Genomic DNA, 15,027 nt, shown 5'->3' with positions numbered 1-15,027 from the left:
TTTCACGCCTCCGAGGGTGCGAGGCGCTTGAGCTCCGCCTCGGTGGACTTCAGCAGGTCGTTCCACGAGGACTCGAACTTCTCGACGCCCTCGTCCTCCAGCACCTTGACGACGTCGTCGTAGGAGATCCCGATCCCGGCCAGCGCGTCGAGGTCGGCCTTGGCCTGCTCGTACGTGCCGCGCACCGCGTCGCCGCGGATCTCACCGTGGTCGGCGACCGCCTCCAGGGTGGCCTCCGGCATGGTGTTGACGGTGCCGGGGGCGACCAGGTCCACGACGTACATGGTGTCCTTGTACGCCGGGTCCTTGACACCGGTCGAGGCCCACAGCGGACGCTGCTTGTTGGCGTGTCCCCGGTCCAGGACGTCCCAGCGGTCGGAGCTGAAGACCTCCTCGTACGCCTGGTAGGCGAGGCGGGCGTTGGCGATGGCGGCCTTGCCGCGCAGCGCCTTGGCCTCATCGGTGCCGAGCTTGTCGATGCGCTTGTCGATCTCGGTGTCCACGCGGGAGACGAAGAAGGACGCCACCGAGTGGATCTTCTGCAGGTCAAGACCCGCGGCCTTGGCCTTCTCCAGACCGGCCAGGAAGGCGTCCATGACTGCGCGGTACCGCTCCAGCGAGAAGATCAGCGTGACATTGACGCTGATGCCCAGGCCGATCACCTCGGTGATCGCGGGCAGCCCCGCCTCGGTCGCCGGGATCTTGATGAAGGTGTTGGGCCGGTCCACCAGCCAGGCCAGCTGCTTGGCCTCGGCGATGGTGGCCGCCGTGTTGTGGGCCAGGCGCGGGTCCACCTCGATGGATACCCGGCCGTCCTGGCCGCCCGTCGCGTCGTACACCGGCCGGAGGATGTCGGCCGCGTCGCGGACGTCCGCCGTGGTGATCATGCGGACGGCTTCCTCGACGGTGAGCCGGCGGACCGCGAGGTCGGCCACCTGCTGCTGGTAGCCGTCGCCACCGGAGATCGCCTTCTGGAAGATCGACGGGTTGGTGGTGACGCCTACGACATGCTGCTGGTCGATCAGCTCGGCCAGGTTGCCGGAGGTGATCCTCTTGCGGGAGAGGTCGTCGAGCCAGATCGCGACGCCTTCGTCGGCCAGCCGCTTGAGTGCGTCTGTCATGGGGTGTGTTCTCCTACTCGTCGCACTTACGTCGTCTGTGGGGGTCAGCGCCCGGCGGCGTCGAGGGACTCGCGGGCGGCGGTGACCACGGCCTCGGCGGTGAGGCCGAACTCCCGGAAGAGCACCTTGTAGTCGGCGGAGGCGCCGAAGTGCTCCAGCGAGACGATGCGGCCGGCCTCGCCGACGTAGCGGTACCAGGTCAGGCCGATACCCGCCTCGACGGCCACCCGAGCCTTGACGGACGGCGGCAGCACTGTCTCCCGGTACCCCTTGTCCTGCTCCTCGAACCACTCGACCGACGGCATCGACACAACGCGAGTGGGAATCCCGGCGGCCTGGAGCTGCTCGCGCGCCTCCACGGCGAGCTGCACCTCGGAACCGGTGCCGATGAGGATGACCCGCGGCTGGCCGCCCTCGGCCTCGAAGAGGACGTAACCGCCCTTGGCGGCGTCCTCGTCGGCCTCGTAGGTCGGCACGTTCTGCCGGGTCAGCGCCAGGCCGTGCGGAGCCGGGTTCGCGGTGTGCCGGCGGGTGATCTCCCGCCAGGCGATGGCCGTCTCGTTGGCGTCGGCCGGGCGGACCACGTTCAGGCCCGGGATGGCGCGCAGCACGGACAGGTGCTCCACCGGCTGGTGGGTCGGGCCGTCCTCGCCGAGGCCGATGGAGTCGTGCGTCCACACGTAGGTGACCGGCAGCTTCATCAGCGCGGCGAGCCGGACGGCCGGGCGCATGTAGTCGGAGAAGACCAGGAAGGTACCGCCGTAGACACGGGTGTTGCCGTGCAGCGCGATGCCGTTCATGGTCGAGCCCATGGCGTGCTCGCGGATGCCGAAGTGGATCGTGCGGCCGTACGGGTCGGCCTCCGGCAGCGGATTGCCCTTCGGGAGGAAGGACGAGGACGCGTCGATCGTGGTGTTGTTGGAGCCCGCGAGGTCGGCGGAGCCGCCCCACAGCTCGGGGAGCACCCCGCCGAGCGCCTTGAGCACCTGGCCGGACGCCTTACGGGTGGCGACGTCCTTGCCCGGCTCGAAGACCGGCAGCGCGCTCTCCCAGCCCTCGGGCAGCTCGCCCGCGGTGATCCGGTCGAACAGGGCGGCCCGCTCGGAGTTGGCGTTCCGCCACTCCTGGAGCTTCTTGTCCCAGGCGGCGTGGGCCTCGCGGCCGCGCTCGACCAGGTCGCGGGTGTGGTTGATGACCTCCGTGTCGACCGCGAAGTGCTGCTCGGGGTCGAAGCCGAGGACGCGCTTGGTGGCGGCGACCTCGTCGGCGCCCAGCGCCGAGCCGTGGGACGCCTCGGTGTTCTGCGCGTTCGGGGCGGGCCAGGCGATGATCGTACGGGCCGCGATGATCGAGGGGCGCTCGGTCTCGGCCTGCGCCGCCCTGAGCGCCGCGTGCAGCGCGTGGATGTCGAAGTCGCCGCTCTCGGCCTGCTCGATGCGCTGGACATGCCAGCCGTAGGCCTCGTAGCGCTTCAGCACGTCCTCGGAGAGCGCGGTCGCGGTGTCGCCCTCGATCGAGATGTGGTTGTCGTCGTACAGGGCGACGATGTTGCCCAGCTTCTGGTGGCCGGCCAGCGAGGACGCCTCGGCGGAGATGCCCTCCTCCAGGTCGCCGTCGGAGACGATCGCCCAGATGGTGTGGTCGAACGGAGAGGCGCCCTCGGGCGCCTCCGGGTCGAACAGGCCACGCTCGTAGCGGGCGGCCATCGCCATGCCCACCGCGTTGGCGACGCCCTGGCCCAGCGGGCCGGTGGTGGTCTCGACACCGGTGGTGTGGCCGAACTCGGGGTGCCCCGGGGTCTTGCTGCCCCAGGTGCGGAACGACCGCAGATCGTCGAGTTCGAGACCGAAGCCCGCCAGGTACAGCTGGACGTAGAGGGTCAGGCTGGTGTGCCCGGGGGAGAGGACGAAGCGGTCCCGGCCCGCCCAGCCCGCGTCGGAGGGGTCGTGCCGCATCAGCTTCTGGAAGAGCAGGTACGCGGCGGGCGCGAGACTCATGGCCGTGCCAGGGTGGCCGTTACCGACCTTCTGTACGGAGTCCATGGCCAGGACCCGGGCCGTGTCGACGGCTCGCTGGTCCAGATCGGTCCACTCGAGGTCTGTGGTAGTCGGCTTGGTGCTCACCCTGAGTCAGGGCTCCTCTCCACAATGTCGAAACCCGGTGACCGTATGTACACCGGCGATGTCGAGCCTACCCCTGGAACAACGGTCATCTTTTCGAGTTCCACCCAACGGGATAAGGAACGAATTCCGAGGTCGCCGCATTCCCTCCGGGGCCCGTCCGAAGGGCGTCCCGAGCCCAACGGAAGGCGCCGTTCCGGGCCCTGCGGGGCCCGTCGTCCCCCGGGTGTGGCCGCCTTGAGGGCGCCTTGCCGTGCCCCTCCAACACGAGGGACCCCGGCGGCGGGCGGTGCATCCGCTACGTCTAGAGTGGCGTGGTACGCGCAAGTCTTTACCGGCTCTTCATGTCCGGTGCTTGCTGGTTCTTGCTTCCACCAGGGGTGTGCGTGACGGCCGTCGAATCCCGTCCTGCGGGGGTGCTCGAGACGAGCGAAACGAGCTCCGGTCACCGGCCGTTCGGGGCCCGTGTCATGGCGTTCGTGGCGCTGACGAAGCCGCGCGTCATCGAACTGCTGCTGATGACGACGGTGCCGGTCATGTTCCTGGCCGCCCAGGGCGTCCCGGACCTGTGGCTGGTCGTCGCCACCTGCGTCGGTGGCTATCTGTCGGCCGGTGGCGCCGCCGCGTTCAACATGTATTACGACCGGGACATCGACGCGCTGATGGAGCGCACCGCGCAGCGCCCGCTCGTGACCGGCATGGTCTCGCCGCGGGAATGCCTCGTCTTCGCCTTCGCGCTCGCGGCGGGGTCGACGGCCTGGTTCTGGGCGCTGGTCAACCCGCTGTCCGCGATGCTGTCGCTCGGTGCGCTGGCCTTCTACGTCGTCGTCTACACGATGTTGCTCAAGCGCCGTACCTCGCAGAACATCGTCTGGGGCGGCATCGCCGGCTGCATGCCCGTGCTCATCGGCTGGTCCTCGGTGACCGACGAGGTCTCCTGGGCCGCCGTCATCCTCTTCCTCGTCATCTTCTTCTGGACGCCGCCGCACTACTGGCCGCTGTCGATGAAGGTCAAGGACGACTACGAGCGGGCCAGCGTGCCGATGCTGCCGGTGATCGCGGGCAACAAGGTGGTCGCCAAGCAGATCGTCCTCTACAGCTGGGCCATGGTCATCGTCTCGCTGCTGCTGTGGCCTCTCGGCTACACCGGCTGGTTCTACCCGGTCGTCGCGGCCGTGCTCGGCGGGTTCTGGCTCAAGGAGGCGCACGGTCTCCAGGCGCGCGCCAGGGCCGGGATCACGGGCGCGAAGCTGAAGGAGATGCGGCTGTTCCACTGGTCGATCACCTATGTGTCGCTGTTGTTCGTCGCCGTTGCCGTGGACCCTTTCCTGCGGTGATTACCGACGGGTAGCATCGGCTGTATGGCAGACACCACCCAGCCGGAGACACCCGAGAGCGGCGAGTCCGCCGCCCAGCCCTCCGCGCCGGAAGCACCGGCCAAGCAGCCGAAGCCGCCCAAGCCGCCCAAGCCGTCCAAGGACGAGAAGCGGGCCGAGCGGCTCGCCCGCCAGATCACGGCCTTCGCCGGAAGCCACGGCGGCGCCGAGGGGCAGATCGCGCACATCGGGCGCGGCGCCGTCCGGATCGCACTCATCGGCGCCGACGGCGAATGGGGCGTCCTCGTGGCCCCCTCCCAGGACGGCGCCCGGCGCGCCGCCGAGATCGCCGGGCTGACCCTCAGCGACGACTTCGACGGCGAGCTCGCCGCCAAGGTCCGCACCGGTCCGTACGAGTGGACGCGCATGGCGGGCATCCAGCTCGGCGGACCCGGCAACCCTCCGGCAGCCGCCTCGTAGAACGCCTGAGAACGGGTCCGGCGACACCTCGTGCCCCTTCCGTCCGTTAAGCCCGTCGATGCCGGAGGGCTAGGAGGCGGCGGCGATGCACGAGGCGACGGACTCCCCGGACACCGTGGGCCCGCCGACCGGCCCGGTCCCGCGCGACGGGCCGGGCCCGGTGGCGGGGCCGATCACCCTGCCGCCGCTGGTCGACCAGCACAGCCACGGCACGGTCGACGGCGAGCTCGGAGTCGGCTCGTTCGAAACCCATCTGGCGGCCGCCGCCGGGTCGGGCGCGGCCCCGGCTGGCACCACCTTCTTCGACAGCTGGACCGGCCTCGCGGTGCGCCGCTGGTGCCCCCCGCTGCTGGGCATGGAGCCCCACTGCGCGCCCGTCAGCTATCTCGCCCGCCGCCGTGAGCTGGGCGCCTACCGCGCCGCGCGGCTGCTGCTGCGCGGCGCGGGCATCGGCACCTTCCTGCTGGAGTCCGGCGCCCGGGACGACCTCAGCACCCCGGACGAGCTGGCCGCGGCCGCCGACGGCACGGTCCTCGAGGTGGTCCGGCTGGAGCCGCTGGCCGAGCAGGTCGCCGACACCTCCGGCACGGTCGACGCCTTCATCGGCAACACCGCCGAGGCGCTGTACGCGGCGGCCCAGCACGCGACCGCCTTCGCCATGGGGATCGCCTTCTGCGACGAGATCCCGCCCGACCCGCGCGAGGTGCGGCGCGCCGCCGCCCGCTGGCTCGCGCTCACCGTCCGCCCGGCCCGGGACCGCGCCCCCGACCCCGCGCTCGCCCAGCATCTGCTGTGGAGCGCCGTGGCGACCGGTCTTCCGGTGCAGCTGCACTGTGCCGATCCGCAGTCGCTCATCGGCTTCCTGCGCGCCACGGCGGGCTTCGGGACCGATCTGGTGCTGCTGCCGGACCGGCCGCACCACCGGCGGGCGGCCCAGCTCGCCGCGGCCTTCCCGCACGTCTACGCGGACGCCGGGCCGCGGCCCGGGGAGACCCTCGGCGAGGCGCCGTTCGGCAAGCTGTTGTTCTCGACGGGCGCGCGGGCGCTGCCCGAGCTGTATGTGACCGCGTCCCGGCTGTTCGGCCAGGCCATGGCCCGGCTGGCGGAGGAGTGGGTCGGCGAGGGGATCTGCACCCGGGCCGAGGCCCAGCGGATCGCCGGGCTGGTCGCGGCCGGGACCGCGCGCCGGGTCTACCGGCTGGACGCGGCCGGCTCGGGCTGAACGGCCTCGTGGTCGCCGGTGGGGGCGGGCGCGGCCGCCGGAAGCGCGGCGCGCTCGCGCTGGGCGAGCAGCACCCGCAGCACCGCGATCCACACCAGGCAGGAGCCGAGCATGTGGATGCCGACGACGACCTCGGGCAGATGGGTGAAGTACTGCACGTACCCGATCACGCCCTGCGCGAGCAGCACGACGAGGAGCTCCAGGACCGTACGGCGCTGGGCGGCGGAGGCCTTCACGGCCCGCAGCGTGAACCACAGGGCGACGGTGAGGCCCAGCACGATGTAGACGAAGTCCACATGCAGCTGGGTGATCTCCTGCCAGTTCAGCGGGATGCGGTGCACCTCACGGGCGTCACCGGCATGCGGGCCCGCGCCGGTGACCACCGTGCCGATCAGGATCAGCGCCAGGGTCGCGCCCACCAGCAGCCAGGTCAGCTGGCGCGCCGGGCGGGCGATGAGGTCGCGCGGCTCGCCGTCACCCTCGCGAGCCCGCTGCCAGACCACCATCGCGACCGTGAGGAGCGCGGAGGACAGCAGGAAGTGCGAGCTGACGATGTACGGGTTGAGCCCGGTGAGGACCACGATGCCGCCGACGACGGCGTTGCCCATCACGATCCAGAACTGGGCCCAGCCCAGCCGGGTGAGGGAGCGGCGCACCGGCGTGCGGGCCCGCGCGGCGATGATCAGCACACCGACGAAGACGCACAGGACGTACGTCAGCATGCGGTTGGTGAACTCGATGACACCGTTGATGCCCATGTCGGCGGTGGGCGTCAGGCTGGACGGGGTGCACTTGGGCCAGGTGTCACAGCCCAGGCCGGACTGGGTGAGCCGGACCGCGCCCCCGGTCACCACGATGACCACGGCCATCACCACGGTGGCCAGCGCGGCCCGCTCCACGAAGCGCGCGGAGGGCTGCCAGCGCCGGGCGATCAGCTCGAAGGGATTCAGCGAATTCGGCACCCGCCCATCGTAGGCCGCCGCTTGTGCAGCTTTTCACGAGGGGTTGTGTTCCGGTAAAGCCGCAGGCTGTAAGGGTCGCCTCGGGCTATTCCCAGCGGAAGAAGCGGGCCGCCGCGCCCAGTCCCAGCACCGCCCAGACCGCCAGGATCCCCAGATCCCGCCACGGCATCCCGGCCCCGTCCTGGAGGACGTCCCGCAGCCCGCCCGAGAGCGCCGAGATCGGCAGCAGCTCCAGCGCGCTCCGCACGGCGCCCGGGAACTTGTCCAGCGACACGATGACGCCGCCGGCCACGAGCAGCAGCAGGAAGACCAGATTGGCGGCGGCCAGGGTCGCCTCGGCCTTCAGCGTGCCCGCCATCAGCAGCCCGAGGCCGGAGAACGCCGCCGTGCCGAGGATCAGCAGCAGCGCCACGGAGAGCGGGTCGCCGTGCGGCGACCAGCCGAGCGCCAGCGCGATCGCGGTCAGCAGCACGATCTGCATCACCTCGGTGACCAGCACCGCACAGGTCTTGGCGGCCATTAGCCCCCACCGCGGCAGCGGTGAGACGGCGAGCCGCTTGAGCACGCCGTAGCGCCGCTCGAAGCCGGTGGCGATGGCCTGTCCGGTGAAGGCCGTGGACAGTACGGCGAGCGCCAGCACGCCGGGCGCCAGGAAGTCCACCGTGCTGCCGTCGGAGCCGGTGTCGACGATGTCGACGGTGCTGAAGAGCACCAGCACCAGGGACGGGATGACGACGGTCAGCAGCAGCTGCTCGCCGTTGCGCAGCAGCATCCGGGTCTCCAGCGCGGCCTGCGCCCGGATCATCCGCGGCAGCGGGGCCGCCCCCGGCCTGGGGAGAAAAGTGCCCGTGGCGGTCACGCTCGCAGCTCCTTACCGGTGAGCTCCAGGAAGACGTCCTCGAGGGTGTGCCGCTCGACCGAGATCCGGTCCGGCATCACCCCGTTCTGCGCGCACCAGGAGGTGACGGTGGCCAGCATCTGGGGGTTGACCTTGCCGGTGACGCGGTACGAGCCGGGCGTCAGCTCGGCGGCCGTGGAGTCGGCGGGCAGCGCCTTGAGCAGCGAGACCAGGTCGAGCGCGGGGCGGCCGATGAAGCGCAGGGTGTTCTCGGCGCCGCCCCGGCACAGCGCCTCCGGGGTGCCCCGGGCGATCACCTTGCCGCCGTCGATGATCGCCACATCGTCGGAGAGCTGCTCGGCCTCGTCCATGTAGTGGGTCGTCAGCATCACGGTGACCCCGTCGTCCCGCAGATCGCGGATGAGGTCCCAGGTGGCGCGGCGGGCCTGTGGATCGAGTCCGGCGGTCGGCTCGTCGAGGAAGACCAGCTCGGGGCGGCCGACGACGGCCATGGCGAGCGCGAGCCGCTGCTGCTGGCCCCCGGAGAGCCGCCGGTAGGTGGTCCGGCCGCAGGAGCCGAGTCCGAGCCGCTCGATCAGCAGATTCACATCCACCGGGTGCGCGTGGAGGGAGGCGGTGTGGCGCAGCATCTCTTCTGCGCGCGCGCCGGAATAAACGCCTCCGGACTGGAGCATCACTCCGACCCGGGGGCGCAGCGCCGGGGCGTCCGCGACCGGGTCCAGCCCGAGTATCCGGACCGTCCCGGCGTCGGGGCGGCGGTACCCCTCGCAGGTCTCGACGGTGGTGGTCTTACCGGCTCCGTTGGGGCCCAGAACGGCGGTCACGGTGCCCCGGCCGACGGACAGATCGAGCCCGTCGACCGCGGTCTTCGGGCCGTACCGCTTGACCAGGCCGACGATGTCGACCGCGGGCTCTTCTCGCATGCCCGGCAGTCTACGAATCCCGGGGCCGTCCGTGGGCGGCAGGGCCGGAAGCCGCGGAGTCCGCCATCCGGGCCCGGACACGTAGCCGCAGGTGAGCCCCGGTCTCGGACTTAGGCAGACCTAAGTGATGTACCCCACCGGAACCGGCGAACTCCTCGCTTGTGGATCGCCGGAGAATTACGCAACAATGGCGTTGTGAAATACGCGAGCGAGGCTCCGAACGAACGCGCGGCCGAAGCGGCCGCGCGGTCCGGCACGCCTGCGTCCGCGCCGGAAGAGCAGCACGGCACCCGCAACCGGGTGGCGCGCTCCATCCTCGACCACGGTCCCTCCACCGCGGCGGAGCTCGCCCTGCGGCTGGAGCTGACCCAGGCGGCCGTCCGTCGCCACCTGGACACCCTCGTCGCCGACGGCGTCGTCGAGCCCCGAGAGAAGAGGGTGTACGGGGCGCGGGGGCGCGGCCGCCCGGCCAAGGTCTTCGCGCTCACCGACTGCGGTCGCGACGCCTTCGACCAGGCCTACGACAAGCTCGCCGTCGACGCTCTCCGCTGGATCGAGCAGAGCGCCGGAGGCGGCGAGGCGGGGCGCGCGGCGGTCGCGGCGTTCGCCCGCGCCAGGCTCGCCGCCCAGGCGGAGGGGTACCGCGGCGCCGTCGAGGCCGCCGCCCCCGGCGGCCGCACCGAAGCGCTCGCCGGAGCACTCTCCGCGGACGGGTACGCTGCTACGGCGCGCAGCGCGCCGGTCGGCGAACAGCTCTGCCAGCACCACTGCCCGGTCGCCCACGCAGCCGAGCGATATCCGCAGCTGTGTGAGGCGGAGACCGAGGTCTTCTCCCAGCTGCTCGGAACCCATGTGCAGCGTCTGGCCACCATCGCCCATGGCGACGGGGTGTGCACGACGTTCGTTCCGAAGACCGGCGAGGTCGAGAAGACCGGCACCAGCACCACCAAGACCACCACCGCATCTGCCAGCACGGCCGGGAGGAACCCCGAATGACTCTCCCCACGGAGACCGCTCACCCCGAGCTCGAGGGTCTGGGCAACTACGAGTACGGCTGGGCCGACTCCGACGTGGCCGGCGCATCGGCCAAGCGCGGCCTCTCCGAGGAGGTCGTACGCGACATCTCGGCGAAGAAGTCCGAGCCGGAGTGGATGCTCAAGCTCCGTCTGAAGGGCCTGCGGCTCTTCGGCAAGAAGCCCATGCCCACCTGGGGCTCGGATCTGTCGGGTATCGACTTCGACAACATCAAGTACTTCGTCCGCTCCACCGAGCAGCAGGCCGCCTCCTGGGAGGAGCTGCCCGAGGACATCAAGAACACGTACGACAAGCTGGGCATCCCGGAGGCCGAGAAGCAGCGCCTCGTCGCGGGTGTCGCGGCCCAGTACGAGTCCGAGGTCGTCTACCACCAGATCCGTGAGGACCTGGAGGAGCAGGGCGTCATCTTCCTGGACACCGACACCGCGCTCAAGGAGCACCCGGAGCTCTTCAAGGAGTACTTCGGCACCGTGATCCCGGCGGGCGACAACAAGTTCGCCTCGCTGAACACGGCGGTCTGGTCCGGCGGCTCGTTCATCTACGTGCCGAAGGGCGTGCACGTGGAGATCCCGCTGCAGGCGTACTTCCGTATCAACACCGAGAACATGGGCCAGTTCGAGCGGACGCTGATCATCGTCGACGAGGACGCCTACGTCCACTACGTCGAGGGCTGCACCGCGCCGATCTACAAGTCGGACTCGCTGCACTCCGCGGTCGTCGAGATCATCGTCAAGAAGGGCGCCCGCTGCCGCTACACGACCATCCAGAACTGGTCGAACAACGTCTACAACCTGGTCACCAAGCGCGCCGTGGCCTACGAGGGCGCGACCATGGAGTGGGTCGACGGCAACATCGGCTCCAAGGTGACCATGAAGTACCCCGCCGTCTACCTGATGGGTGAGCACGCCAAGGGCGAGACCCTGTCCATCGCCTTCGCGGGCGAGGGCCAGCACCAGGACGCCGGCGCCAAGATGGTCCACATGGCCCCCCGCACCTCGTCGAACATCGTCTCCAAGTCGGTGGCGCGCGGCGGTGGCCGCACCTCCTACCGCGGTCTGATCGAGATCGGCGAGGGCGCCGAGGGCTCCAAGTCCAATGTGCTGTGCGACGCCCTGCTGGTCGACACGATCTCCCGCTCGGACACCTACCCGTATGTGGACGTCCGCGAGGACGACGTGTCCATGGGCCATGAGGCGACCGTCTCCAAGGTCAGCGACGACCAGCTCTTCTACCTGATGAGCCGCGGTCTGTCCGAGGACGAGGCCATGGCGATGATCGTGCGCGGGTTCGTCGAGCCGATCGCGCGCGAGCTGCCCATGGAGTACGCGCTGGAGCTGAACCGGCTGATCGAGCTGCAGATGGAGGGCGCGGTCGGCTGACGCCACCCCCTCCCCGCCCGGCGGGGGCCGAAGCCCTCCCGGGCACCCCACTCAGGCCCATCAGGCAGAAAGAGAGCAGTACGACAGCCATGGCTGAAACCATCCCGGCCGGATCCACCACGGACGGCGTCATCCAGGTGGGCCAGCCCACCGATGCCCGGGTGAGCGCGCCCGCGTCGTACGACGTGGCCGACTTCCCGGTGCCCCACGGCCGCGAGGAGGACTGGCGGTTCACCCCCCTGGAGCGGCTGCGCGGTCTCCACGACGGCACGGCCGTCGCCGACGGCGGCGTCAAGGTCGAGGTGGCCGCCCCCGCGGGTGTCACGGTCGAGACCGTGGGCCGTGACGACGCGCGCCTGGGGAAGGCCGGCAAGCCGGTGGACCGGGTGGCGGCGCAGGCGTACAGCTCCTTCGAGAAGGCGTCGGTCGTCTCGGTGCCCAAGGAGACGGTGCTCACCGAGCCGGTGCGGATCGCCGTGCACGGCGAGGGCGGCACCGCCTTCGGCCACCAGGTGATCGAGATCGGCGCCTTCGCCGAGGCGGTCGTGGTCATCGACCACACCGGTGACGCCACGGTCGCCGCCAATGTGGAGTACCTGATCGGCGACGGCGCCAAGCTCACCGTGGTCTCGGTCCAGGACTGGGACGACACCGCGGTCCACGTCGGTCAGCACACCGCGCTGGTCGGCCGGGACGCCACCTTCAAGTCCGTGGTCGTCACCTTCGGCGGCGACCTGGTGCGGCTCCATCCGCGGGTCGTCTACGGCGCCCCGGGCGGTGAGGCCGAGCTCTATGGCCTGTACTTCACCGACAACGGCCAGCACCAGGAGCACCGGCTCTTCATCGACCACGACACCCCGCACTGCCGCAGCAACGTGGCCTACAAGGGCGCGCTGCAGGGCGCGGAGGCGCACGCGGTGTGGATCGGCGATGTGCTGATCCGGGCCGCCGCGGAGGGCACCGACACCTATGAGCTCAACCGCAACCTGGTCCTCACCGACGGCGCCCGCGTCGACTCGGTGCCGAACCTGGAGATCGAGACCGGTGAGATCGTCGGCGCCGGTCACGCGAGCGCGACCGGCCGCTTCGAGGACGAGCAGCTGTTCTACCTGATGGCGCGCGGCATCCCGGCCGATGAGGCCCGCCGTCTGGTGGTCCGCGGCTTCTTCGCCGAGCTCGTCCAGCAGATCGGGCTCCCCGAGCTGGAGGAGCGGCTCATCGCCAAGATCGAGGCCGAGCTGGAGGCGTCCGTAGGATGACCCCGACCTTCGTACGCGTCTGCGCGCTGGACGAACTCGACGAAGACACCCCCAAGCGGGTCGAGCTCGAGGGCGTGCCGGTCGCTCTGGTGCGCACCGAGGGCGAGGTGTTCGCGGTCAACGACATCTGCTCGCACGCGAACGTCTCGCTGTCCGAGGGCGAGGTGGAGGACTGCCAGATCGAGTGCTGGCTGCACGGCTCCAGCTTCGACCTGCGCACCGGAAAGCCGTCCGGCCTCCCCGCGACGCGCCCGATCCCCGTGTACCCCGTAAAGATCGAAGGGGACGATGTGCTCGTCTCCGTCACCCAGGAGTCCTGAGGCACCCATGGCCACGCTTGAGATCAACGACCTGCACGTTTCCGTCGACGCCGAGGGCGGCCCCCGCGAGATCCTGCGCGGTGTCGACCTGACCGTGAAGCAGGGCGAGACGCACGCCATCATGGGCCCCAACGGCTCCGGCAAGTCCACCCTGGCCTACTCGCTCGCCGGTCACCCGAAGTACACGGTCACCGGCGGCACCGTGACGCTGGACGGCGAGGACGTGCTCGCGATGTCCGTCGACGAGCGCGCCCGCGCCGGTGTCTTCCTCGCCATGCAGTACCCGGTCGAGGTCCCCGGCGTCTCGGTCTCCAACTTCCTGCGTACCTCCGCGACCGCGATCCGCGGCGAGGCGCCCAAGCTGCGCACCTGGGTGAAGGAGGTCAAGGAGGCCATGGAGCGCCTCCACATCGACCCCTCCTTCGCCGAGCGGAATGTGAACGAGGGCTTCTCCGGCGGTGAGAAGAAGCGCCACGAGATCCTCCAGCTGGAGCTGCTGAAGCCGGCCATCGCGATCCTCGACGAGACCGACTCCGGCCTCGACGTGGACGCGCTGCGGGTGGTCTCCGAGGGCGTCAACCGGGTCCGCGAGGCCGGCCAGGTGGGCACCCTGCTGATCACCCACTACACCCGCATCCTGCGGTACATCAAGCCCGACCACGTCCACGTCTTCGCGGCGGGCCGGATCGCCGAGTCCGGCGGTCCCGAGCTCGCCGACAAGCTGGAGGAAGAGGGCTACGAGGAGTACGTGAAGGGAGGCGCGTCCGAGTGACACAGTTGCCGGGCCTCCTCGACACCGAGGCGATCCGCAAGGACTTCCCGATCCTGGACCGGGTCGTCCACGACGGCCAGCGGCTCGTCTACCTGGACAACGCGGCGACTTCGCAGAAGCCGCGCCAGGTACTTGACGTGCTGAACGACTACTACGAGCGCTCCAACGCCAATGTGCACCGGGGCGTCCATGTGCTCGCAGAGGAGGCCACGGCGCTGTACGAGGGCGCCCGCGACAAGGTCGCCGCCTTCATCAACGCTCCCAGCCGCGACGAGGTGATCTTCACCAAGAACGCGTCGGAGTCCCTCAACCTGGTCGCCAACATGCTCGGCTGGGCCGATGAGCCCTACCGGGTGGACCAGGACACCGAGATCGTCATCACCGAGATGGAGCACCACTCCAACATCGTTCCGTGGCAGCTGCTCTCGCAGCGCACCGGCGCGAAGCTGAAGTGGTTCGGCCTCACCGATGACGGCCGCCTCGACCTGTCGGAGATAGAGCAGATCATCACCGAGAAGACCAAGGTCGTCTCGTTCGTGCTGGTCTCCAACATCCTCGGCACGGTCAACCCGGTCGAGGCGATCGTCCGCCGCGCCCAGGACGTCGGCGCCCTCGTGGTGATCGACGCCTCCCAGGCCGCCCCGCACATGTTGCTGGACGTGCAGGCGCTCCAGGCCGACTTCGTGGCCTTCACCGGTCACAAGATGTGCGGTCCGACCGGCATCGGGGTGCTGTGGGGCCGCCAGGAGCTGCTGGAGGACCTGCCTCCGTTCCTCGGCGGCGGCGAGATGATCGAGACCGTCTCGATGCACTCGTCCACCTACGCCCCGGCGCCGCACAAGTTCGAGGCCGGTACGCCCCCGATCGCCCAGGCCGTCGGCCTCGGCGCGGCCGTGGACTACCTCACCTCGATCGGCATGGACAACATCGCCCGCCATGAGCACGCCCTCACGCACTACGCGGTCGGCAGGCTCCTGGAGGTGCCGGACCTGCGCATCATCGGCCCCACCACGGCCGAGGAGCGCGGTGCCACGATCTCCTTCACGCTCGGCGACATCCACCCCCACGACGTGGGCCAGGTGCTGGACGAGCAGGGGATCGCGGTCCGGGTCGGCCACCACTGCGCCCGCCCCGTATGCCTGCGCTACGGAATTCCGGCGACCACCCGAGCGTCGTTCTATCTGTACTCCACGCCTGCCGAGGTCGACGCCTTGGTGGAGGGTCTGGAGCACGTACGGAACTTCTTCGGGTAGGGGCGT

14 protein-coding genes are annotated in these 15,027 nt (G+C 70.3%); 9 read left to right on the top strand and 5 right to left on the bottom strand.

Going from position 1 to position 15,027, the window contains the following annotated elements; all coding sequences use genetic code 11:
* Window positions 1–2: 2 nt before the first annotated feature.
* Entirely contained in the window at window positions 3–1,121 is a 1,119-nt protein-coding gene (gene tal, locus J2Z30_RS00685) for a transaldolase (RefSeq protein ID WP_044577193.1), read from the bottom strand.
* 44 nt (window positions 1,122–1,165) lie between these two features.
* Window positions 1,166–3,244, bottom strand: a complete 2,079-nt coding sequence (gene tkt / locus J2Z30_RS00680) for a transketolase (protein WP_044577195.1) — start codon at window positions 3,242–3,244, stop codon at window positions 1,166–1,168.
* Between the two features lie 383 nt (window positions 3,245–3,627).
* Between tkt and J2Z30_RS00675 the strand changes: the two genes are divergently transcribed.
* From J2Z30_RS00675 to J2Z30_RS00665, 3 genes are all read left to right on the top strand, one after another.
* A complete protein-coding gene (locus J2Z30_RS00675) occupies window positions 3,628–4,578 on the top strand; it encodes a heme o synthase (RefSeq protein ID WP_044577198.1) in 951 nt (316 codons plus the stop codon).
* A gap of 24 nt (window positions 4,579–4,602) precedes the next feature.
* Window positions 4,603–5,037 carry a hypothetical protein gene (locus J2Z30_RS00670; protein WP_044577201.1) on the top strand — a complete coding sequence of 145 codons (435 nt, stop codon included), beginning with the start codon at window positions 4,603–4,605 and terminating at the stop codon, window positions 5,035–5,037.
* Window positions 5,038–5,122: 85 nt separating this feature from the next.
* Complete coding sequence (locus J2Z30_RS00665) at window positions 5,123–6,259, top strand: amidohydrolase (RefSeq protein WP_245387420.1); 1,137 nt, start codon at window positions 5,123–5,125, stop codon at window positions 6,257–6,259.
* On the opposite strand, the gene J2Z30_RS00660 is transcribed toward J2Z30_RS00665, so the two are convergent.
* The 3 genes from J2Z30_RS00660 to J2Z30_RS00650 form a co-directional block, all read right to left on the bottom strand.
* Window positions 6,229–7,221 (bottom strand): COX15/CtaA family protein, encoded by a 993-nt coding sequence (locus tag J2Z30_RS00660; protein ID WP_044577202.1) that lies wholly within the window; start codon window positions 7,219–7,221, stop codon window positions 6,229–6,231. The two genes, J2Z30_RS00665 and J2Z30_RS00660, sit on opposite strands and share 31 nt — an antisense overlap.
* An 85-nt stretch (window positions 7,222–7,306) precedes the next feature.
* Complete coding sequence (locus J2Z30_RS00655; protein WP_044577205.1) at window positions 7,307–8,080, bottom strand: ABC transporter permease; 774 nt, start codon at window positions 8,078–8,080, stop codon at window positions 7,307–7,309.
* Window positions 8,077–9,003, bottom strand: a complete 927-nt coding sequence (locus tag J2Z30_RS00650; RefSeq protein WP_044577207.1) for an ABC transporter ATP-binding protein — start codon at window positions 9,001–9,003, stop codon at window positions 8,077–8,079. Before J2Z30_RS00650 ends, J2Z30_RS00655 begins: the two co-directional genes overlap by 4 nt.
* Window positions 9,004–9,198: 195 nt before the next feature.
* Here J2Z30_RS00650 and J2Z30_RS00645 point away from each other — a divergent pair, with 195 nt between their 5' ends.
* The 6 genes from J2Z30_RS00645 to J2Z30_RS00620 all read left to right on the top strand — a co-directional run bounded on the left by J2Z30_RS00645 (window position 9,199) and on the right by J2Z30_RS00620 (window position 15,021).
* The gene (locus J2Z30_RS00645; RefSeq protein WP_044577209.1) at window positions 9,199–9,999 is read left to right on the top strand and encodes a helix-turn-helix transcriptional regulator; all 801 of its coding nucleotides are present in this window, start codon (window positions 9,199–9,201) and stop codon (window positions 9,997–9,999) included.
* The gene (gene sufB / locus J2Z30_RS00640) at window positions 9,996–11,417 is read left to right on the top strand and encodes a Fe-S cluster assembly protein SufB (protein ID WP_044577211.1); all 1,422 of its coding nucleotides are present in this window, start codon (window positions 9,996–9,998) and stop codon (window positions 11,415–11,417) included. The genes J2Z30_RS00645 and sufB overlap by 4 nt, the downstream gene beginning before the upstream one ends.
* Before the next feature lie 89 nt (window positions 11,418–11,506).
* Window positions 11,507–12,676 carry a Fe-S cluster assembly protein SufD gene (gene sufD / locus J2Z30_RS00635; RefSeq protein ID WP_044577214.1) on the top strand — a complete coding sequence of 390 codons (1,170 nt, stop codon included), beginning with the start codon at window positions 11,507–11,509 and terminating at the stop codon, window positions 12,674–12,676.
* A complete protein-coding gene (locus J2Z30_RS00630; RefSeq protein WP_044577216.1) occupies window positions 12,673–12,996 on the top strand; it encodes a bifunctional 3-phenylpropionate/cinnamic acid dioxygenase ferredoxin subunit in 324 nt (107 codons plus the stop codon). Before sufD ends, J2Z30_RS00630 begins: the two co-directional genes overlap by 4 nt.
* Before the next feature lie 7 nt (window positions 12,997–13,003).
* Window positions 13,004–13,768 (top strand): Fe-S cluster assembly ATPase SufC, encoded by a 765-nt coding sequence (gene sufC / locus J2Z30_RS00625; RefSeq protein ID WP_020872228.1) that lies wholly within the window; start codon window positions 13,004–13,006, stop codon window positions 13,766–13,768.
* Window positions 13,765–15,021 (top strand): cysteine desulfurase, encoded by a 1,257-nt coding sequence (locus J2Z30_RS00620; protein ID WP_044577220.1) that lies wholly within the window; start codon window positions 13,765–13,767, stop codon window positions 15,019–15,021. The genes sufC and J2Z30_RS00620 overlap by 4 nt, the downstream gene beginning before the upstream one ends.
* Window positions 15,022–15,027 lie beyond the last annotated feature (6 nt).

Origin of the sequence: Streptomyces iranensis (assembly GCF_017874715.1) — a bacterium.
In the GTDB taxonomy this organism is placed as follows: domain Bacteria; phylum Actinomycetota; class Actinomycetes; order Streptomycetales; family Streptomycetaceae; genus Streptomyces; species Streptomyces iranensis.
The sequence above is the reverse complement of the archived record's forward strand: the minus strand, read 5'-3'. Positions and strand labels throughout refer to the sequence as shown.

Coding starts and splice junctions, on each gene's coding strand:
- tal (WP_044577193.1), bottom strand. CDS start 1,121: ATGACAGACGCACTCAAGCGGCTGGCCGACGAAGGCGTCGCGATCTGG.
- J2Z30_RS00670 (WP_044577201.1), top strand. CDS start 4,603: ATGGCAGACACCACCCAGCCGGAGACACCCGAGAGCGGCGAGTCCGCC.
- J2Z30_RS00665 (WP_245387420.1), top strand. CDS start 5,123: ATGCACGAGGCGACGGACTCCCCGGACACCGTGGGCCCGCCGACCGGC.
- J2Z30_RS00650 (WP_044577207.1), bottom strand. CDS start 9,003: ATGCGAGAAGAGCCCGCGGTCGACATCGTCGGCCTGGTCAAGCGGTAC.
- sufB (WP_044577211.1), top strand. CDS start 9,996: ATGACTCTCCCCACGGAGACCGCTCACCCCGAGCTCGAGGGTCTGGGC.
- sufD (WP_044577214.1), top strand. CDS start 11,507: ATGGCTGAAACCATCCCGGCCGGATCCACCACGGACGGCGTCATCCAG.
- J2Z30_RS00630 (WP_044577216.1), top strand. CDS start 12,673: ATGACCCCGACCTTCGTACGCGTCTGCGCGCTGGACGAACTCGACGAA.
- sufC (WP_020872228.1), top strand. CDS start 13,004: ATGGCCACGCTTGAGATCAACGACCTGCACGTTTCCGTCGACGCCGAG.